Below are 19,667 nucleotides of genomic sequence, written 5' to 3' on the forward strand. Positions count from 1 at the left end.
GGTCGCTCCCGCGGGGCCAGTGACCCCGGGTCCCCGGCCGCCCGTTCACTCGTTCGACGGGTTTGGGGGTCGTGGGCCGCCGTACGGGCACCCCCTCCGCGGTGGTGTGTCAGTGGGCCTCGCTACGTTCCTCGCATCGCTGACCAGCAGGTGGGAGGAGAACGGCCGTGGCATGGGTGGAAACGGGCGCGGGGGGCTACCGCGTGACGCTCGACGGGGAGGGGCGGGTGGTCTGCCGCAACGCGGCGGGCCGCGAGCTGAAGTCCCTGCCGCCGAAGCTCGGTGACGACCCGGTGGTCGCCCAGCTGAAGCAGCTCGCCGAGTGGCTGGCCGCGCACGAGCGGAGCTGCCTGGACGACGTCGAGCGGTGGATGGTGCGCTCCCTGCCGGTGCCCGCCGCCGTGCTCACCGAAGTCTGGGCGGACGAGGCCTGGCGGGCCGTCCTGCGCGACCTCGTGGTCACCGGCCCGGACGGCGCCGTCGCCGGCTTCCTGCGCGGGGCGGACGCCGAGCGCGGCCTCGGCCTGGTCGACCTCGACGGCGACACCGTGCGCCTCACCGACGGCGAGGTCCTGATACCCCACCCGGTCCTGCTCCAGGACCTCGACGAGCTGCGCGAGTTCGCCGTCGAGCTCGGCGTCTCGCAGCGGGTCCAGCAGCTCTACCGGGAGGTCTGGCACCGCCCGGCCGAGCCACCGGCCGGCACCGAGGTCACCACCTACGCCGGCGGGCGCTACCGCGAGCTGCGCGAACTGGTCGGGCGCTGCGCCCGGCTCGGCCACCGGGTGCGCGGCGGCCACGCCGTCCAGACCGTGGTGGAGGCGGGCCGCAGCGTCGAGGCGCGCGTCTGGGTCGGCGACTACTACGAGTACGACGCCTGCGAGACGGGCGCACTCAGCTGGGCCGGGCCGGACGGCCGGGCCCTGCCGCTCGCCGAGGTCGGGCCGGTCGCCTGGTCCGAGGGCATGAGGATGGCCGCCGCGCTGCACGCCGGCCGCACGATCGAGGGGGAGGAAGCCGCATGACCGCCACCGCGTCCCACCAGCAGGCCGCCCGGGGCACCGCCGCGCACGAGCGCCTGCTCGACGCCGGGGCCGTGCTGCCGCCCGGCACCGTGCCCGGCGCCGGCCGCCCCGACAGCGCCGCCGACGTCCTCACCGCCCGCACCTACACCCACCCCGCGCTCGACGGCCGGCGGATCGTCCGGCTGGTCCCCGGCGCCCTCGGAGCGGCCGAGGACCTCGCCGTCGACTTCCTCGGGCTGGCCCCCGACGGCGCTCCCGCCGAGGTCGGCCAGGTCCGCCAGGAGGCGCTCGGCTTCCCCGCCTGGGCGCTGGTCCACGACCCGGCCAACGGACACCACGCGCTCGCCCTGGTCAAGGAGATGGAGCGGCTCGGCCGCCAGGCCAGGTCCAAGCCCGGCGCCGCCAAGGACGGCTTCGAGGAGCTCGCCACCCGGCTGGGCCGGGCCGTCCCGCACTTCCTGCCCACCTTCTGCGAGGAGGTCGGCCGGATCTTCCTCGCCCACGGCAACCAGACCTACGCCGCCGGGTACTTCGGCAAGGCCCGCGAGGCCGAGCGCACCCACGGCCTGGCCGTCGACGAGGAGCGGCTGCGCGCCGTCTTCCTGGAGTTCGCCCTCGCCGGCGCCCTCACCGTCAAGTCCCTGCGCCAGTACGTCAAGGAGCTCGCCGGCCGGCTCGACCCGGTCACCGCCTGGGAGCGCTTCCGCCAGCTCTGCACCGAGCGCTCCGCGGCCGGCATGGCGCCCTACGCCGGGATCGCCGAGGACGCCCGCGCCCTCCTCCGGGCCGCCGGGCTCGACCGCACCGAACACGAACAGGCCCTGCTCGCCGAACTGCTGGCCGCCCCCGGCGCCAACCGGGCGCCCGCCGCGTTCTGGAAGTCCTGGCACGGGGCGCTGCTCGAACTCGGCACCCGCGACCGGGCCACCCGGGCCCGCCTGCTGGAGCTCACCCCCGACCCGGGCGGCAACGACCCGGCCGCGCAGGACGCCGGCTGGCTCGCCGTCCTCGCCGGGACGGGCGCCGAACAGCTGCTCACCGGTCCGCGCCCGGAGGGTGCCGAGCCCGCCGCGGCCTGGCTCCAGCGCTGGACCAACCACCTCGGCCGCGGCTGGCGCAGCCGGCCCGGCTGCGCCGCCACCGTCGCACTGGCCGGCCGGATGGCCGAGCGGCTGCGGGCCGACGGCGTCCCGGTGGACCTCCACACCGGCGTCCGCCGCAGCCACACCCAACTCGACCTGCTCGACCGGCTGCTCGCCGACGGCGTCCCGGTCGCCGACCCGGCCCCCGAGCACCGCTTCGAGCTCAAGGGCTGGGTCGAGCAGTGCGGCCCCGCCGGCGCGACCCTCGCCGCCGTCGCCGCCGACCCGCGCTTCCGGCCCGCCCTGCGCGCCGCCACCCCGGCCGCCTGGGACGCCGCCGTCACGCACCGGGTACCGGCCCTGCCGCTGCTGCGCGAGCTGCTCGCCGAGTGGGCCGAGCAGCGCGCCGAGGAGCTCTCCGCCGTCCGCGGCCTGGCCGCCGCCACGGATCTGGTCCGCGCGCTGACCCCGCACCGCACCGCGATCCGGGACGTCGCCCCGGCCGCCGCCGAACGGATCGCCGCCCTCGACGTCGCAGGCCTGCTCGCCGCGGCCCTCGGCGCCGGCATCCTCGACGAACTCGGCTGGCCCGCCCTCGAAGAGGCCCTGGCCGCCCTCGCCGACCCGGTGGACGGTGCCGACCGGGACGCCCGGCCCACCGACACCCCCGGCCACACCGCCGGCGGCCTCCTCGGCCTGAGCGTCGAGGACTCCTGGCCGCAGCTGATCCTCACCCGCCACGACAAGGCCGTCGTGGTCGGTCCGCAGGGCGTCGTCCTGGAACACACCCTGCGGGTGCCCAAGCTGGAGAGCTGGAACCGGCCCCGGCTGCGCCACGTCGACGGCGAACTCCTCGTCGTCTGGCAGCAGGACGGCAAGCAGCGGGGCTACTGGTCCAGCCGGCCCGACGAGACGCTCGAACTCGGCGGCGAGCACATCGCCGGCTACCACTACGGCGACCGCACCCCGGAGACGCCCTCCCTGCCACTGCCCGGCGGCGGCCGCACCACCGGCGAGCGCCCGCTGCACCCCGGCGACACCCGGCTGCCCGCCGAACACCGCGTCCTCGGCGACGGCACCGGCCACTGGACGCTGCGCCACGGCCAGGGCGGACCCGCCCTGCGCGAACTCGACCCGCACACCGGTGCGCTCGGCCGCACCGCCGAACCGCCGATCGTCGCCGCCACCTCGGCGGCCGGCCGGCTGGACACGGCACGCACCCGGCTGCTGCCGCTCCAGCCGGGCCTGGAGGGGACGCCGCTCGGCACCGACGGCACCGTGCTCGGCAGCTGGGTCCGGATCGACCCCGGGCGCGCCGTCACCACCGGCACCGCCGCCGGCGAGGCCATCGTCCTGCCGTTCACCGGCCGCCACCCGGGCGCCGTCCCGGTCGGCCGCCTCACCCTCCCCGGCCGGGCCCGACCGGTCGTCACCGAGAACGGCGGCGACGCCCTCGCCCTGACCCTGCCCGACCTGACCGCCGACACCGACCGCACCGCGGACCTGCGCCCCTGCCGGGCCGGTGACCTCGCGGCCGCCGGCACCGCACTCGTCCCGCCGCTCGAGCACTGGCACGCCCTGCGGCCCCGCGACGAGGCCGGCTCGCGCGTCCTGCGCACCGTCGACGCCGAGCGGGCCGCCCGACTGATCGACGCCGCCTGGCCCGTCGACACCGAGCCGGTGCCCGAGGAGGACCAGCGCTGGATCACCACCCAGGGCGTGCGGCGGCCGGTCGCCCAGCGCGGCGACGCCCGTCGCACCCTGCCGGTCCGGGCGGTCGGCGACGTCCTGCCCGGCATCGGCCACCCGCTGCTGCTCGCCGGGGTCGCCGGCCTCGCCCGCGCCGCCGCCGACCTGCTCTACCGGACGGCCCGCTTCGTCCCGCAGCCCGAGGCGGAGAAGCCCTCCCGGGCGGAGGCGGCCGAACTCCGGCCCGACCACGGGCGTGACCACGACCTGCGCGACGCCGTCGCCACCCTGCTGCCCGACGTCGGCGGCTTCGGCGGCTGGGGCACCGCGCGCTGGCGGGTGGTGAACAACCTGCGCACCGTCACCGCCGTCCTCGCCGACCCGCCGGCCGCCGCGGGCGACGGCTGGAGCACCCCGGCCACCGTCACCCTGCAGGGCGGCGACGACAGCCACGCCTGGCTGCACCTGCTCGGCCGCCTCGACGTCCTCGCCTACGCGGCGGCCGCCCCGCTCACCACGCCGGAGCACCGCTCCAGCCTGCTCCTGCTGCTCGGCGAGCTGACCGGCGGCGTGCTCGCCGACCGCGGCGCCACCCTGCGCGAGACGGTGCTCGCCGAACCCGAGGACACCGGCACCGCCCGCCGGGCCGGGGACCACCGCCAGGGCCAGGTGCTGCGCCGCGGCGCACGCACCGTCGTCATCCTCGGCCGGCAGCACACCCACGACGGCACCTCGCACTGGCTCGCCGCCGACCACGACCCGAGCGGCGAGTTCGGCCCGGTGGCCCACTTCACCACCGTCCGGGAACGCGGCACCGAGGAGCGGATCGACGCCGCCTGGGCCACCGCCTTCCGGCGGGCCGTCACCGAGTACGGGGGCGTCCCCTGGCAGCCCGCCCGCGGCACCGCCTTCGGCGAGCTCACCGGGATGGGCGCCGCCCGCGCCGGCCTGCTGCTCAGCCCGCCGCCCGCGCTCTTCCACTGGAACAGTTCCGTCCTGCCCGCCGAGCGCCTCGCCGAGTACGGCCTCAAGGCCACCGAGGCCAAGGCCGCCCGCAACTGGCTGCGCGGGCACCCCCGGGACGGCCTCGCCGCCGTGTGGGGCGCCCTGCTGCCCGCCGACCCGCAGGCCCTCTGGACGGAGGGCCCCGACCTCCAGGCGGGGGCCGCCGCCTGGGTGCGGCACTTCGGACGCCTCGTCACCCTGCCCGAGGCCGACCAGGCCAACGTCAAGGGCGCGCGGATCGAGCACGTCGAGACGGTGCTCAACCCCGCGCGGAGCCCGTGGCTCACCCGCACCACCGCCTTCCGGCCCACCGACTCCGGCCTGGCCGCCGAGGACCCGAGCGCCGCACCCGACGCCGGGGACATCGGCCACACCCTCGCCGCGCTGCGCTGGCTCGCCTACCACCTGCCCGCCGACAGCCCGCTGCGTCCGCTGCTGCCCACCGCTGCCGAGGCCCTGCGCACCCGCCTCGCCGACCCGGAGCTGCTGCTCGACTTCCACCTCGTCCACACCGACAAGGGCGGGTCGCTGGCGGCCGTGCTGCGCCCCCACTTCGGCCTCCCGGCCGAGGGCGGAGCCGATCCGGACGGGCTGGTCCGCTGCGGTCCGGCCCTCGTCCTGACGCCCTACCACAACGAGTACGAGCGGGTCTGGCTGCGCCCAGCCGGGCTCACCGGGCCCGACGACCCGGTGCTCGACCTGCTCGCCGGGCTCGGCCAGGGCTACTACTTCGGCACCGAGCGGGTCGCCATCGCGGCCGTCCTGCGCGGCGACGCGGAGCGCCTCGCCGGATCCGGTGCCGCCGCCGTCCCCGCCCCGGCCGACACCGAGGGCCCCGCGTGGCTGCAGAACCCGCAGGTCACCGTGCCCGCGCTGGTCACCGAGGCGGCCCGCACCCACGGCCTCGGCGAGGACGCGGCCGCGCTCTACCTCCAGCTGCTCGCCCTTCCCGACCCCACCGACCGCAACGTCGCCCGCTGGACGGGCTGGAAGCCCGCCCGGCTCAAGCGGGCCCGCGCCGAACTCGCCGGCACCGGGCTGGTCCTGGAGGCCAAGCGGGCCCGGGCCGGGCGCTCGCTCTTCCTGCCCGGCGGCTGGCAGGAGGCCAGGTCGCCCGCCCTGCCCGTCGAGACCTGGAAGGCCGCCCTGTACGGGCCGACCACCCACGACGCCGCGCTGCCGCTGCAGCCCGTCCCGGAGCTGTTCGCCCGGGCCTGGCAGCGGACGGTCGAGGGCGACACCCCCGGCTACGAAGAGCTCCGGACCAGCAAGCGCAGGAAGGCCCGCCGATGAGCACCACCACCGCCACCACCGCCCCGGGCGGGGCCGACGGCACCGTCGCGGTCCGCCAGACCGTCCCGCCCGAGGAGCGGTACGCCGCCGAACTGGAGTTCCTGGCCGCGCACGACACCGGCCCGCGCCCGCCCGGCTGGCGGCTCACCCCGCGCGCCGTCGTCACCTTCGTGATGGGCAGCGACGGCGAGAAGCTCAAGGCCGGCCGCCGCGGTCTGGTCGTGGAGCAGAAGTTCGTCGGCGAGCGGGCCCTCGTCGAGCGCTGCGTCGTCACCCTCGCCGGGGAGCGCGGCCTGCTGCTCGTCGGCGAGCCGGGCACCGCCAAGTCCATGCTCTCCGAACTGCTCGCCGCCGCCGTCTGCGGCACCAGCGCGCTCACCGTCCAGGGCACCGCCGGCACCACCGAGGACCAGCTGAAGTACGGCTGGAACTACGCCCTGCTGCTCGCCAAGGGGCCCACCCGGGAGGCCCTCGTCCCCTCCCCGGTGCTCACCGCGATGACCACCGGGGCGGTCGCCCGCGTCGAGGAGGTGACCCGCTGCCTGCCCGAGGTGCAGGACGCCCTGGTCTCCCTGCTCTCCGAACGGCGCATCGCCGTGCCCGAGCTGGCCGGGAGCCCGGACGGGCAGCTGCACGCCGCCGCAGGCTTCACCCTGATCGCCACCGCCAACCTGCGGGACAAGGGCGTCAGCGAGATGTCCGCGGCGCTCAAGCGGCGGTTCAACTTCGAGACGGTCGGCCCGATCGGCAGCCTCGCCGCCGAGGTCGAGCTCGTCCGCCGGCAGTCCACCGCCGCCGTCGCCCGCGCCGGAGCGCCCTACGCGGTGGACGACGCCGTCCTGGAGGCCCTGGTCACCGCCTTCCGCGACCTGCGCACCGGGCGCTCCACCGAGGGCTGGGACGTCGAACGCCCCTCCACCGTGATGAGCACCGCCGAGGCGGTCTCCGTCGCCACCGCCCTCGGCGTCACCGCCGCCTACCTCCCCGACGGCGGCGACCTGCTCGGCCGCCTCCCCGGCCAGCTCATCGGCGTCGTCCGCAAGGACGACCCGGCCGACGCCGCCCGGCTGCTCGGCTACTGGGACGGCCCGGTCCGCCGCCGCGCAGAACAGGGCGCCGCCACCTGGCGCACCCTGTGGGACCTCCGCCCGGCACTGGAGGCCTGATCCGATGAGCAGCGCGGTGACGCCCGCCCCGGCAGTCCCCCTCGGCCCGGCACGACCGGACGGCCCAGCACGACCGGACGGCCCGGCGCCCGCAGGCGGTGCCGGCCCGGACGACCCGCGCCGGGCCGTCCGGGCGGAGGCCGACCGGCTGGCCGCCTCCGGCACCGACCGGCCCGGGCCCTACCTGATCGGCGTGCGTCACCACGCGCCGTCGCTCAGCGCGGTCGTCCCCGCGCTGCTCGACGCGGCCCGACCGGAGGTGCTGCTGGTCGAACTCCCCGCCGAGTTCCAGCCCTGGCTCGGCTGGCTGGCGGACGAGGCCACCGAGGCACCGGTCGCCCTCGCGGCCGCGCCCTCCGGCCCCGAGGAGGCCGGGGGCGCCGACGGCCCCGCCTTCTACCCGTTCGCGGACTTCTCCCCGGAGCTGGCCGCCCTGCGCTGGGCGCGCCGCAACGGCGTCGAGGCGGTCGCCTGCGACCTCCCGCTGGCACACCGCCGCACCGCCGGCGGCGACGCTCCGGCCATCCCCGGAGGGCGGGGAGCCGGCGCACCCGTCCCCGGGGAGCCCGGCGTCGCCGACGCGCTGCGCCGGCGGCTCTCCGGACGCGACACCGACGACGACCTGTGGGACCGCCTGGTCGAGACGGCCGCCCCCGGCTCCACCCCCGAGGCGGTCCGGCGCGCCGCCCTGCTGGTCGGCTGGGCGCTGCGCCGCGACGCCGCGGCCGGTCCCGGGGTCGACGGGTACGACCTGCGGCGCGAGGCCTGGATGCGGTCCCGGATCCGGGCCGCCGCGGCGGGCGGCCGCCGGGTCGCCGCCGTGGTCGGTGCCTTCCACGCCCCGGCCCTGCTCGACGATCCCGAGCTCCCGGGCGCTCCCGACCTCCGCGACGCTCCCGGCCGGCCGGCCGTTCGCACCGCCGAGGCGGAGCTGTCCGGCCCGGGCCACGTCCTCTCGCTGATCCCCTACACCTACCCGCTGCTGGACGCCCGCTCCGGCTACCCGGCCGGCATCCGTGACCCGGAGTGGCAGCACACCGTGCTGGACGCCGCGGGAGACCCGGAGCGCCTCGCCCGGGCCCTCACCACCACCGCGGTCCGGATCTGCGCCGCCCTGCGCGACCAGGACCACCCCTCCGGGCCGGCCGACGCCCGCGAGATCGTCCGCCTCGCCGGGGACCTCGCCCGCCTGCGCGGCCACGCCGCCCCCGGCCGCGGCGAACTCGTCGAAGCCGTCCAGACGGTCCTGGCCCAGGGCGAGCCGCTCGGCCGCGGCCGTGCCGTCGCCCGGGCGCTGGAACGCGTCCTGGTCGGCACCCGCACCGGCCGCGCCACCCCGGCGGCCCCGCGCAGCGGCCTCGCCCCCGCCGTCGAGCGCCTCCTCGACGACCTCGGCCTGCCCGGCCCCGCCGACCCGGGCCCCCGGGAGGTACGCCTCGACCCGCTGCGCACCCCGCTGGACCGCCGCCGCGAGATCCTGCTCCGGCGCCTCGCCGCCTGCGGCGTCAGCTACGCCGACCCGGTCCCGACCGCCGGCGCGGGCGGCACGGAGGCCATCGGCACCCGCTGGCGCCTCCACTGGACCCCGGCCACCGCCGCCGTGCTCACCGTCGCCGGCACCCGTGGCGTCACCCCGGCGCAGGCCGCCGAGGGCGCCCTGCGCGAACGCCTGCGCGAGGAGCCGACCGCCCGTGAGGTCGTCCAGGGCCTCGCGGACGCGGCCGCCTGCGGTCTGCCGGTGCTCGCCGACACCCGCCTCGGCCAACTCGCCGCCGTCCTGCCCGCCTCCGGCACCCTCCCCGACCTCCTCGACGCCCTCCCGCTCCTCGACCGCCTGCTGGCCGGCCACGTCGCCGGCTACCCCGTGCCCGGCCCACCGCCGGCGGGCGCCCCGGTCGGCGCGGACGGTGTCGAGGCTGCGGACGACGCCGGGGGCGGCGCCCCCGCCCCGCCCGGTGCGGGCACGGCCGCACGGCTCGGCGCGGTGCGCGAGCTGCTGACGGTCGCGGCCGTGCGGCAGTTGGAGGGCCTCGGCGGGTCCGACGATCCGGCGGACGCCCGCGCGCTGGTGGAGCTGGCGCGGCGGGCGGACCGCGACGGCGGCCTGCGGCTGGGGAAGGTGCTGGCCGACCTCGCCGACCACGGCAGCCCGCTGGTGCGCGGTGCGGCCGGCGCGGTCCGGGTGCTGCTGGGCCAGGAGCCCGCGGCGGCCCTGGGCGGCCGGGCGGCCTCCTGGGTGGACGGCGCGACCGGTCCGCAGGCCCGCCACGCGCTCGGGCGCGGACTGACCGGCCTGCTGACGGCGGCCGAGGGTCTGTTCGACTCCGCACCCGAGGCCCTCGAACCGCTGTTGGAGCGGGTCACCGCGCTGCCGGACGCAGCTTTCCTGGACCGGCTGCCGGCCCTGCGCGGCGGCTTCGACACCCTCAGCCCGGCCGCCCGGGAGCGCCTGCTGACGCTGGTGGAGGAGCGCCTGGGCACCCGGCTGACGGGCCTGCCCGAGGACGTCGACCCCGCCGTGGTCGCCGGCTGGGTCCGCGCGGACCTCGCCGCCCGCGCGGCCCTGGCCCGCCGCGGCCTGCTGCCGACGCCGCCCGCTGAGACCCCGGCCCCCGCACCATCACCGGCCCCGACGCCCGGCCCGGCCCCGGCGCCATCACCGGCCCCGGCACCATCTCCGGCCCCGGCACCCGGCCCGGCCCACACCCTCGCCCCCGCCGAGCGCTGGCGGCTGCTGCTCGGCCGCCCGGGCCGCGGAGGCCTGAGCGGTCGGGGATCCCGACTCGCCACCGCCCTCGACGAGCTGTACGGCACCGGCCACGGCGAGGGGTCCGGCCCGGGTCTGGACAGTCGCGCCGGCCGGGGCGGCCGCGAGGCGCCCTACCCGGGGGTGCGGGAGTGGGCCGAGGAGCTCTCGGCGCTGTTCGGGCCGGGCATCCGGGAGGAGGTGCTGGCGGCTGCGGTCGCCCAGGGGCGCACCGACGCCCTGGAGGCGATCGAGCCGGGTGCCGTCCGCCCCTCGGTCGACCTGCTGCGCACGGTGCTGGAGCACGCGGGCGGGCTGCCGGAGGCGCGGATCGCCCGGCTGCGCCCGCTCGTGCGCCGCCTGGTGGACGAACTGACCCGCGCGTTGGCGACCAGGCTGCGCCCGGCCCTGACCGGCATCAGCGTGCCGCGTCCGACCCGCCGCCCGGGCGGTCGGCTGGACCTGGACCGGACCATCCGGGCCAATCTCGCCACCGCCCGCCCGTCGGACGGCGGCGGCACCCTGATCGTGCCCGAGCGCCCGGTGTTCCGGACCAGGGCCCGGCAGGCGGCCGACTGGCGGCTGGTCCTGGTGGTGGACGTCTCCGGGTCGATGGAGGCGTCCACGGTCTGGGCCGCGCTGACGGCCTCGATCCTGGCCGGGGTACCGGCACTGAGCACCCACTTCGTGGCCTTCTCCACCGAGGTCGTCGACCTGACCGAGCGGGTGGAGGATCCGCTGAGCCTGCTGCTGGAGGTGCGGATCGGAGGCGGCACCAGCATCGCTACCGGCCTGCGCTACGCGCGGAAGCTGGTGTCGGTGCCCTCCCGGACACTGGTCGTGGTGGTCAGCGACTTCGAGGAGGGCGGCCCGCTGGGCGCGCTGCTGGCCGAGACCCGGGCGCTGGTGGACTCGGGCGTGCAGCTGCTGGGCTGCGCCGCGCTGGACGACTCCGGCACGGCCCGCTACTCGAAGGCGGTCGCGGGCCGGCTGGTCGCGGCCGGCATGCCCGTGGCGGCGCTGAGTCCGCTGGAACTGGCCCGTTGGGTGGGGGAGAAGGTGCGATGAGCGTGTCCGAACAGGCGGTCGGCTGGCCGGCGGTCCGGCCGGAGGTGGTCGCCGAGGTGGTGGCCGGGTTGAGCGCCCGGCTGCAGAAGCGGCTGGACGCCGCGGCGGCGAAGCTGGCGGAGCGCCCGGTGCTGCGCACCGGCGACGAGTGGCGGGTGGAGGTGGACGAGGAGGCGGCGCTGGTCCTGCACGCCGCGGGTGCGGTGGTGGCCGACCAGGCCGACGTCCGCTGCGGTTGTCTGCTCGCGCCCTCCTGCGTGCACCGGGCGGCGGCCGTCATGCTCTGCCCGCTGGCCGAGGAACCCGTCGAGGAGCCCGCCGGGGAGTCCGCCGCACCGGCCCCGGCCGGCCCCGAACGGGCCGGAGCCGAGCCCGTCGACCCGGAACCGACCGGCACCGAGTCGGCCGACCCCGAACCGACCGGCACCGAACCGGCCGGCACCGCCCTGACCGGCACCGAGTCGGCCGCCGCCCGCCACCTCCACCGCGCCGGGTGCGCGATCCTGGCGGCGGGGGTGAGCGGCGCGGGCGCCGTCGCCCAGGCCGAGCTGTTGCGGGCGGCCCACCGAGCCCGGCTGGCCGGTCTGCACCGCCCGGCCGCGGCCGCGGTCACCGTGGTGACCAGGGTCCGCGCGGCCCGGTCCGGGGCACCGGAGTACCGCCTGGCGGACCTGGTGGCCGGTCTGCGCGAGCTGCTCGCCCTCACCACGGCGCTGACCTGCGGCGTCGGCCCGGTGGCCGGGCTGCGCGGCACCGCCCGTCAGGTGTACGAGGAGGAGGGCGGGCTGCGGCTGCACGGGCTGTTCGCCGAGCCGGTGCTGACGGCCACCCACGCGGGCGCGCTGAGCTGGGCGGTGGACGCCGCGGGCCGGCTGAGCACGATCGCCGAGGTGGTGCCGCACGGGGACGCGGCGGCGGCCGCCGCGCAGGCGGTCGGGGCGGGCAACCGGGCGGTCCGGCTGGGCGAGGCACAGCTCAGCCACCGGGAGTTCAGCCGGGCGGGGCTGCTCGTCCAGGGCGCGACCAGGTCCGCCGCCGGGCGCCTGGGCGCGGGTGCCGCCGTCCGGGCCGTGCGGGCGTCGGGCGCGGCGTGGACGGCGGAGCCGGTGGCGGCGCTCTGGGCCGAGCCGGCCGCCGTCCAGGTGGCACGGGCGCTGGAGGCGGAGGAGGAACCGCACGACACCCGGCGGGCCGGGAGCGACCTGCTGTTCCTGGACGTGACGCTGCTGGGCGCCGTGCCGGACGGCCCGGGCGGCGCACCGCAGCTGCTGGCCCGTTGCACGGACGGCGCGGAGGATGGGCACGGTGCGGACGCCGGTCCCGGCGCGGACGGGCCGGGCCTGCTGCTCGCGCTGCGGCCGGGGCACGAGCACCCGGGGCTGGCCTTCCGGGCGAACCTCGCCCTGCTGGCCACCGCGCCCGGCCTGCGGCTGCGCGTGATCGGGCGCCTGGAGCGCGCGGAGCGCCCGGCGTTGCGCCTGCTGGCGATCGGCACGCCCCCGGCGCCGCCCCGGGCCCCCGGCGACCACGACCCGCAGGGTGCCCCGGCCCTCGCCCTCCCCGTGGACCGGGCCGACCGGGTCAACCTCGGCCTCGAACGCCTCCAGACCGCCGACCTGGCCGGCGCGGACCGGACGGCTGCCGCCCCCACCGGCCCCGCCCCCACCGGCGCCGCTCCTCGTGACCTCCCCGCCGCGGCGCCCTACGGCCCGCCGGTGCACGTGCTGGGCCGCCGGGTCGACCAGACGGTCACCACCGGGCGGCACGCGACGGCCCCGAGTGCGGCCACGGCGGCGGCCGACCGCGAGCTGCTGCGCGCCGCCGGGCTCGGCACGGCCGCCGAGCTGCTCGACGTCCTGCGGTCGGCGGCGGCCGACCAGCGGCGCGACGTGTTCGGCCGGGTGGTCGCGGACGACCACGAGGCCTTCGCCGGAGCATGGTTGGCGGCGGCCTGCTACACCGAGGCGGTGGCCACCGCGCTCTGCGCCGCCGGCTGGTCGGGGGAGGCGGACCGGGTTCCGGCCGCGGAGGGGAGACCGGAGGGGAGGCCGGAGGAGATGCCCGCGGGGAGCTAATTGCACGGACAGGTAATCGGCGTCGGCTGGCATACTGGTCGCAGCCGGAGCGTTGTGGGAAGCACGGCGGCACCGGAGGACGGAAGGGACGGCGGGCGATGGGTATCCGTGACGACGCGGCCGAGGTCCGGGCCCGTGGCTGGCGGACGCTCGCCGCGCTGCACGGCCTGATCGAGACCGCCCTGGAGAAGGCGCTCCAGTCGGAGCACCGGCTCTCGGTGGTCGAGTACACCGTGCTGGACGCGCTCTCGCGCCAGGACGGGTGGCACATGCGGATGCAGCAGCTGGCCCGCGCCGCGGCGCTGAGCAGCAGCGCGACCACCCGGCTGGTCACCCGGCTCGAGGACCGCGGGCTGCTCGCCCGCTACCTCTGCGCCGACGACCGGCGCGGCATCTACACCGAGCTGACTCCCGAGGGCCGCACCCTGCTGGAGGCCGCCCGTCCGGTGCACGACGCGGCCCTGGAGGCGACCCTGGCGCAGGCCGCCGAACTCCCCGAACTGGCCCCGCTGGTGCGCGGCCTGGCCGAGCTCGACGACGAGGCCACCGCGGAGGCCGGCCCCGGGCTGGCCGCCGCCCGGGCCTGACCGCCGCCCGGGCCGACCGCGGCCGGGCCGCGAGGGTCTGCCGGGTCTGCCGGTCGCGGTGGCCCCGGTGGCCCCGACGGTCGGCGGGTGCTCAGCGTCGACCGTCGGCCAGGGCGTCCTGGCGGACCCGGTCGAGCAGGGCGAGCAGCAGTTCCTTGCTGGACGAGCGCTCCCGGACGTCGCAGAGCACGATCGGGACTTCGGGGCCGAGGTCGAGGGCGCGGCGGACGTCCTCGGGGCTGGCGTCGCGCCGGCCGTGGAAGCAGTTGACGCCGATCGCGAACGGGATGCCGCGCTGCTCGAAGAAGTCCACGGCGGCGAAGCTGGACTCGAGCCGCCGGGTGTCGGCGAGGATGATCGCCCCGAGCGCGCCGAGGGCGAGGTCATCCCACATGAACCAGAACCGGAACTGGCCGGGGGTGCCGAACAGGTAGAGCACCAGGTCCTCGCGGACGGTGATCCGCCCGAAGTCCATCGCCACGGTGGTGGTGGACTTTCCCTGGACACCGTCGAGGTTGTCGATCCCGATGCTGGCGCGGGTCATCCGCTCCTCGGTCTGGAGCGGTTCGATCTCGCTGACCGATCCGACCATGGTGGTCTTGCCGACGCCGAAGCCACCGGCGACGAGGATCTTGACCGCGCCCGGCACCAGGCTCTGGGTCGTCAATTCGGGTCTCCTGGAGTGCTGCTGGAGTGTGCGGAGAGCTGGGGAGGACTGGGCGGAGCTGGGGAGAGCTGCGGGGAACGGTCGGCAGCCGCCCGGTCAGAGCCGGCGGACGCCTTCGATCACGGCCTGGATCAGCGCGATGTCCGGTGCCTCGGCGAGCGCCACCGGGGCACGGGTGAGGATCAGCCGGGCCTCGGCCAGGTCGTCCAGCAGCACCTTGACCACGCTCACCGGCAGGTCGAGCGTGGCCGCGATCTCGGCCACGGCCAGCGGGCGTTCGCGGCACAGGTCGATGATCGCGGCCGGCTCGGGGGTGAGCCGGCTGGTGTCGGTGCGCGGGTCCGCGGTGACCACCAGGGTGATCAGCGCGAAGCCGTCACGGACCGGACCGGTACGCCCGTTGGTGATGGCGTAGGGGCGGACCAGATGGCCTGCGTCCTTGTCGTAGAACCAGGCCTCGTCGGCGTCGGCGGTCACGCACCGCCACCCGCGCCGGCCTGGCCGGCGTCGCTGCGCGGCGCCGCGGTGAGGTACTGGCCGACCTGCTTGACCAGCATGTTGATCTCGTAGGCCATCAGCCCGGCGTCCACCTGCTCGCTGGTGAGGACGGCGAGCCGGGCGCCCTGGCCGGCGGTGGTGACGAAGAGGAACAGCTGGTCCATCTCGACCACGGTCTGCCGGACCCGGCCCCCGTTGAACCGGTGCCCGGCGCCGCGGGCGAGGCTCTGCAGGCCGGAGGCGACGGCCGACAGGTGCTCGGCGTCGGCCCGGTCGAGGCCCTGCGACATGCCGACCAGCAGGCCGTCCTCGGAGAGGACGATGGCGTGGCGGGTCTCGGGGACCCGCGCCACCAGCTGGTCCAGCAGCCAGTTGAGGTCGCGCTGGGTGTCGGTGTGCTGCGTCATCACTGCTGATCCTTGGCTTCCTGAACGGCGGAGGCTTCCTGGGCGGCGGCGGGTGCGGCCGGGGCGTGCGGCGCGGCCGGTGCCTGGGGGGCGGCGGGCGTGGCGGGCCCGTCCGGTTCGTGGTCGGCCGCGCGGGCGGTCCGGGTGCCGCGCTGGATGGCGGCCATGGTGGCGCGCGAGCGCTGCGGTGACGGGTCGTCGATCTCGGCGCCGAGGTGCCGGGGGCCGGTCCGCGGGGCGTTCGCCGGGCCCGCCTGAGCCGGGAGACCGGCCGCCGGGGGCATCATGGCGCCGGGCGCGTTGGCCTCGCGGAGCTGCTCGGCGAGGCTGGCGTTGCGGACCCGCTGCGGCAGGATCCGCGGGGTGCGCAGCTCGCCGTCGGGCCCGTGCTCCAGGGGGGCCTCCTCGGCTCGCTCGTGGGTGGGCGTGCCACGGTCGGCGCCGACGCCGTCGAAGGGCGGCCCGGCGGGTTCGACCGCGGTGTCCGGTCCGGTGGCCGACTCGCCGCCCGGGAGGTCGTACGGCCTCGGCATGGCGGGCCGGGGGACGACCACCGCACCGGGCAGGCCGGGGATCTCGGCGCCGACCGGCAGCCCGCCGTTGGCCGGGGCCTGGGCGGTGCCGTCCTCGGGCCCGGGGTCCACGGGGTACTGGGCGAGCAATTCACCGATGATCACACCGCTGTTGCCCTCGCCGAGGATCCCGGGGCCGCCCGGCAGGCCGGGCAGGCCGGGCAGACCCGGCACACCCGGCCCGTCGGGACCGCCCGGCGCACCCGGCAGACCCGGCAGACCCGGCAGACCCGGCACACGGGGAACCCCCGGCGCATCCGGCGCTCCGGTGACCACCGCGGCGTCGGGACCCCCAGGGAGCCCGGGCGCACCGGCCGACCCAGCCGGACCGGCAGAGTCGGACCCGCCGTCCAGGCCCGGCGCGCCCGTGCCCCCGGGAGCCGCGCCGGGCTCCCCGCCCAGCAGCCCGCCGAGCACCCCGGCCAGCGCGCCCGACAGCTCCGCGGCCGCGGCGTCGTCCGCCGTCGCCGGCGCCGTCGCCGGCGCCTCGGGCACCGGGGTCCGGGTGACCCGGGCGCCGGAGGGCAGCCCGGGCACCGAGGCCGGCTGCTCGGCCTGCTCCAGCAGCACCGACGGCACCAGCACCACGGCCCGGGTGCCGCCGTACGGCGAGGGCCGCAGGGTCACCTGGATGTCGTGCCGGGCGGCGAGCCGCGCGACGACGAACAGGCCCAGGCGCAGGTCGTCGCCGAGGGCGGAGACGTCCAGCTCGGGCGGGTTGGCCAGGTAGTCGTTGAGCCGCTCGTACTCCTCCTCGCCCATGCCGAGGCCGCGGTCCTCGACCTCGACGGCGAGGCCCTTGGTGACCTCCTGCGCGGAGACCTGCACCTGGGTGTACGGCGGGGAGAAGGTGGTGCCGTTCTCGATCAGCTCGGCGATGAGGTGGATGACGTCGGCGACGGCCTGCCCGCTGAGCGAGGCGCGCGGCACGCCCTGGACGACGACGCGGGCGTAGTTCTCGGTCTCGGAGACGGCGCTGCGCAGCACGTTGACCATCGGCACGGCGTTGCGCCAGCGCCGGGCGGGCAGGGCGCCGCCGAGGATGACGAGGTTCTCGGCGTTGCGCCGCATCCGGGTGGCGAGGTGGTCGACGGCGAACAGTTCGCGCAGCAGCTCGGGTTCCTCGTGCTCGCGCTCCAGGGCGTCGAGCATGCTGATCTGGCGGTGGATCAGGATCTGGGTGCGCCGGGCGATGTTGAGGAAGACCTTCTTGGTGCCCTCGCGGCCCTGGGCCTGGTGCACGATGGCGGCGACGGCGGCCTGGCGCACGGCGGCGAGGCCGTCGGTGGTCTGCTGGACCTCGTCGCCGGCGCGGCGGGAGGGCGACCAGGCGGGCGGGGTGGGCACCGGCTCGCCGGCGCGCAGCCGGTCGACGACCTCGGGGATCTCCTGCTGGGCGAGCGCGAGGGTGTCGGAGCGCAGTCCGGACAGGCGGGCGGACAGCGCCCGGGCGGCCCGGACGCCGCGGACCAGGCTGACCAGCAGGACCACCGCGACGACGGCGCTGCCGACGACCAGCGCGGTGCGGTGCTCGGCGTCGCGCAGCAGGTAGGCGGCGTAGCCCCAGGCGGCGGCGAGGCCCAGGCTGGGGACCAGCACGAGGGCGAGGAGGGAGCTGCGGAGCGAGCCGGACCGGCCGGCGCGGTGGCCCGTGCGGGGGGCCGATATGCCTGGCATCTGATTCCTTGTTGCAGGGCCGGGTCGCTGGGCCGAACGGCGGGTCGGCCCGTGCGCGGTTCGGCCGGGGCTTCAGGGCGCCACGGCCGGGGTGGCCGGACGGGTTGACGCGGTGTCATCGTCCGGACGGGGTGCAGCACGGCCGCCGACGGCAGGAACGCTACCAGCCCCAGGTGCCCTCATCGCAACATCAACTGACGATATGTGAACGGCTTCTGGCGTCGCCGCACAATTCCGGTCGAAGCGTTCGCCGACGCATCATCGCAGCTCAACTCGGTTCCGGGGGAACGAGTACGGCTCTCCGGGGGGCCAGGGGAGCCTCCCGGAGAGCCGTCAGGAACAGGTCAATCCGTCGCTATGCTGAACGTTCGCGGTCCTCCGCTGCCGCCGCACACGAACACCCGACGCCGCACGCGGGCGCACCGCGGCCCGGCCGGACGGCGGCCGCCGGTCAGCCCGCCAGCGGTATCGGCACGATCTGCGCGCCGCGGAAGGCCTGCTCCTCCACCGCGGCCTCGTGCTGGGACAGTTCGGTCCACGCCCAGCTCGCCAGGCCGGACAGCTCCGCCGACCACTGCTTGCCGTAGGTGCCGCAGGCGACCTGGCCGAGCCGCAGCCGCTGGACGTCCGAGGTGCCGGCCGGCGGGTAGACGTGGGTGGCGTCGCGCAGGTAGCGCTCGATGCCGAACTCCGTCTGCAGGCCCCGGGCCGCGTGGATCTCCATGGCGTTGCGCGCGGAGTCCAGCGCGTACTCGGTGTTGATGAGCTTGGCGTTCATCAGCTCGGCGTCGCAGGCCTTGCCGTGGTCGAGCAGGTGCGAGGCGTGGTACGCGGCCAACTTGGCGGTCATCAGCCGGGACTGCATCTCGCCGAGCTTGAGCGCGATGTTGGGCAGCTGGTTGAGCGGCTTGCCGTACAGCACCCGCTCCTCGGCGAAGCGCGCGGTGTCCTCGACGATCGCGACGTGGATGCCGAGGGCGACGGCGGCGAGGTTGAGCCGTCCGTACAGGGTCGAGGAGGAGTAGGCGACGTCCAGGCCCTGCCCCTCGCGGCCCAGCCGGTTGCCGACCGGGATGCGGCAGTCCTCGAAGACGATCTCGCCGAAGCTGAAGCCGTGCAGGCCGCTCTGCGAGCCGAGTTCCCCGGTGCGGAAGCCGGGGCGGTCGCTCTCCACCAGGAACGCGGACAGGCCCCGGCTGCCCTCGTCGGTGCGCAGGACCACGCCGTGCACGTCGCCGATGTGGGAGTTGCCGACGAACCACTTGCGGCCGTTGAGCACGTACTCGTCGCCCTCGCGGCGGGCGGTGCCGGCCATGCCCAGCACGTGGCCGCCGGACTCCGGTTCGGTGACGGCGATGGTCGGCAGGGACCGGCCGGAGGCGAACCGCGGCAGCCAGGCGCGCCGCTGGGCGGGCGAGCCGAAGTGGATGACCTTGGCGACGCCGAGCTGGGAGGCCTGGGCCATCGCGCCCATGGCGCCGCTGACCCGGGCCAGCTCCTCCACGATCACGGTCTTGGCGAGGTGCCCGAGCCCGAGTCCGCCGTACTCGCGCGGAATCGTCACACCGATCCAGCCCCGGCGGGCGATCTCCCGTGCGAGCTCGAACTCGACCGTTCGATCGGCCTCCATTCTGGCCACGTGCGGGCGTATCTCCTTCTCCGCGAACTCCCGGACCTCGACCCGGAGACTCTCGTGTCGCTCGTCGGTGAAGTAGTCCATCGCCATGCTGGGTCCTCTCGTTCAGCGGGTGTGTCGTGCCTCCGTCCGTGCCGTCGAAGCCGCTCCGGCCGCCCCCGGGAACAGGTGGGGTGTGTGGAGGTGGTGGCGGCCGACTGCCCCTTGCCATCGGTGCGTGCGGAACTCGGGGCGGCCTTCCCAGGGTTGGGAATACCGTCCGTGTCTTCGGCAGGGCTCATTGTCATATGGGCCTCCTGTGCCGACCCAGAGTCGATCTTGGATTGGCGGGATTCGGTTCATCCTTACTCTGGGGTGTTTTGTCGTGACGCCAAGTGGGAAGTGATCTTCCCCCACTGCCGCCGCCTACTGAGCGTCCGTTCACGTGCGGCTTTGACTGTTCATCAGCAGGGGTGGCGAACCGGACCGGGAGCA

The 19,667-nt window shown here is 77.0% G+C and carries 11 protein-coding genes; 6 read left to right on the forward strand and 5 right to left on the reverse strand.

The window, feature by feature from the left end; translation table 11 throughout:
* The first annotated feature begins 167 nt into the window (after nucleotides 1-167).
* The 6 genes from ACFYUY_RS00860 to ACFYUY_RS00885 all read left to right on the forward strand — a co-directional run bounded on the left by ACFYUY_RS00860 (nucleotide 168) and on the right by ACFYUY_RS00885 (nucleotide 13,736).
* A complete protein-coding gene (locus ACFYUY_RS00860) occupies nucleotides 168-1,025 on the forward strand; it encodes a DUF4132 domain-containing protein (RefSeq protein WP_387896829.1) in 858 nt (285 codons plus the stop codon).
* Nucleotides 1,022-6,094 (forward strand): hypothetical protein, encoded by a 5,073-nt coding sequence (locus ACFYUY_RS00865; RefSeq protein WP_387896831.1) that lies wholly within the window; start codon nucleotides 1,022-1,024, stop codon nucleotides 6,092-6,094. Before ACFYUY_RS00860 ends, ACFYUY_RS00865 begins: the two co-directional genes overlap by 4 nt.
* Nucleotides 6,091-7,260 (forward strand): AAA family ATPase, encoded by a 1,170-nt coding sequence (locus ACFYUY_RS00870; protein WP_387896833.1) that lies wholly within the window; start codon nucleotides 6,091-6,093, stop codon nucleotides 7,258-7,260. The genes ACFYUY_RS00865 and ACFYUY_RS00870 overlap by 4 nt, the downstream gene beginning before the upstream one ends.
* Nucleotides 7,261-7,264: 4 nt before the next feature.
* Nucleotides 7,265-11,074, forward strand: a complete 3,810-nt coding sequence (locus ACFYUY_RS00875; RefSeq protein ID WP_387896835.1) for a DUF5682 family protein — start codon at nucleotides 7,265-7,267, stop codon at nucleotides 11,072-11,074.
* A complete protein-coding gene (locus ACFYUY_RS00880) occupies nucleotides 11,071-13,149 on the forward strand; it encodes a hypothetical protein (RefSeq protein ID WP_387896837.1) in 2,079 nt (692 codons plus the stop codon). The genes ACFYUY_RS00875 and ACFYUY_RS00880 overlap by 4 nt, the downstream gene beginning before the upstream one ends.
* Nucleotides 13,150-13,247: 98 nt before the next feature.
* A complete protein-coding gene (locus tag ACFYUY_RS00885; protein ID WP_360205177.1) occupies nucleotides 13,248-13,736 on the forward strand; it encodes a MarR family transcriptional regulator in 489 nt (162 codons plus the stop codon).
* Between the two features lie 91 nt (nucleotides 13,737-13,827).
* Here ACFYUY_RS00885 and ACFYUY_RS00890 read toward each other — a convergent pair whose 3' ends face one another.
* From ACFYUY_RS00890 to ACFYUY_RS00910, 5 genes are all read right to left on the reverse strand, one after another.
* Nucleotides 13,828-14,403 (reverse strand): ATP/GTP-binding protein, encoded by a 576-nt coding sequence (locus tag ACFYUY_RS00890; protein ID WP_387896839.1) that lies wholly within the window; start codon nucleotides 14,401-14,403, stop codon nucleotides 13,828-13,830.
* A gap of 96 nt (nucleotides 14,404-14,499) precedes the next feature.
* A complete protein-coding gene (locus ACFYUY_RS00895; protein WP_360205183.1) occupies nucleotides 14,500-14,880 on the reverse strand; it encodes a DUF742 domain-containing protein in 381 nt (126 codons plus the stop codon).
* Nucleotides 14,877-15,308, reverse strand: a complete 432-nt coding sequence (locus tag ACFYUY_RS00900; RefSeq protein ID WP_360205186.1) for a roadblock/LC7 domain-containing protein — start codon at nucleotides 15,306-15,308, stop codon at nucleotides 14,877-14,879. The genes ACFYUY_RS00895 and ACFYUY_RS00900 overlap by 4 nt, the downstream gene beginning before the upstream one ends.
* Nucleotides 15,308-17,557, reverse strand: coding sequence for a sensor histidine kinase (locus tag ACFYUY_RS00905; RefSeq protein WP_387896841.1), 2,250 nt, complete (start codon nucleotides 17,555-17,557; stop codon nucleotides 15,308-15,310). Before ACFYUY_RS00905 ends, ACFYUY_RS00900 begins: the two co-directional genes overlap by 1 nt.
* A 451-nt stretch (nucleotides 17,558-18,008) precedes the next feature.
* Complete coding sequence (locus tag ACFYUY_RS00910) at nucleotides 18,009-19,277, reverse strand: acyl-CoA dehydrogenase family protein (protein WP_360205457.1); 1,269 nt, start codon at nucleotides 19,275-19,277, stop codon at nucleotides 18,009-18,011.
* Nucleotides 19,278-19,667 lie beyond the last annotated feature (390 nt).

It is taken from the genome of Kitasatospora sp. NPDC004745 (assembly GCF_042873275.1).
GTDB lineage: Bacteria > Actinomycetota > Actinomycetes > Streptomycetales > Streptomycetaceae > Kitasatospora.

Coding starts and splice junctions, on each gene's coding strand:
- ACFYUY_RS00910 (WP_360205457.1), bottom strand. CDS start 19,277: ATGGACTACTTCACCGACGAGCGACACGAGAGTCTCCGGGTCGAGGTC.
- ACFYUY_RS00880 (WP_387896837.1), top strand. CDS start 11,071: ATGAGCGTGTCCGAACAGGCGGTCGGCTGGCCGGCGGTCCGGCCGGAG.
- ACFYUY_RS00905 (WP_387896841.1), bottom strand. CDS start 17,557: ATGCCAGGCATATCGGCCCCCCGCACGGGCCACCGCGCCGGCCGGTCC.
- ACFYUY_RS00885 (WP_360205177.1), top strand. CDS start 13,248: ATGGGTATCCGTGACGACGCGGCCGAGGTCCGGGCCCGTGGCTGGCGG.
- ACFYUY_RS00865 (WP_387896831.1), top strand. CDS start 1,022: ATGACCGCCACCGCGTCCCACCAGCAGGCCGCCCGGGGCACCGCCGCG.
- ACFYUY_RS00870 (WP_387896833.1), top strand. CDS start 6,091: ATGAGCACCACCACCGCCACCACCGCCCCGGGCGGGGCCGACGGCACC.
- ACFYUY_RS00900 (WP_360205186.1), bottom strand. CDS start 15,308: ATGACGCAGCACACCGACACCCAGCGCGACCTCAACTGGCTGCTGGAC.
- ACFYUY_RS00875 (WP_387896835.1), top strand. CDS start 7,265: ATGAGCAGCGCGGTGACGCCCGCCCCGGCAGTCCCCCTCGGCCCGGCA.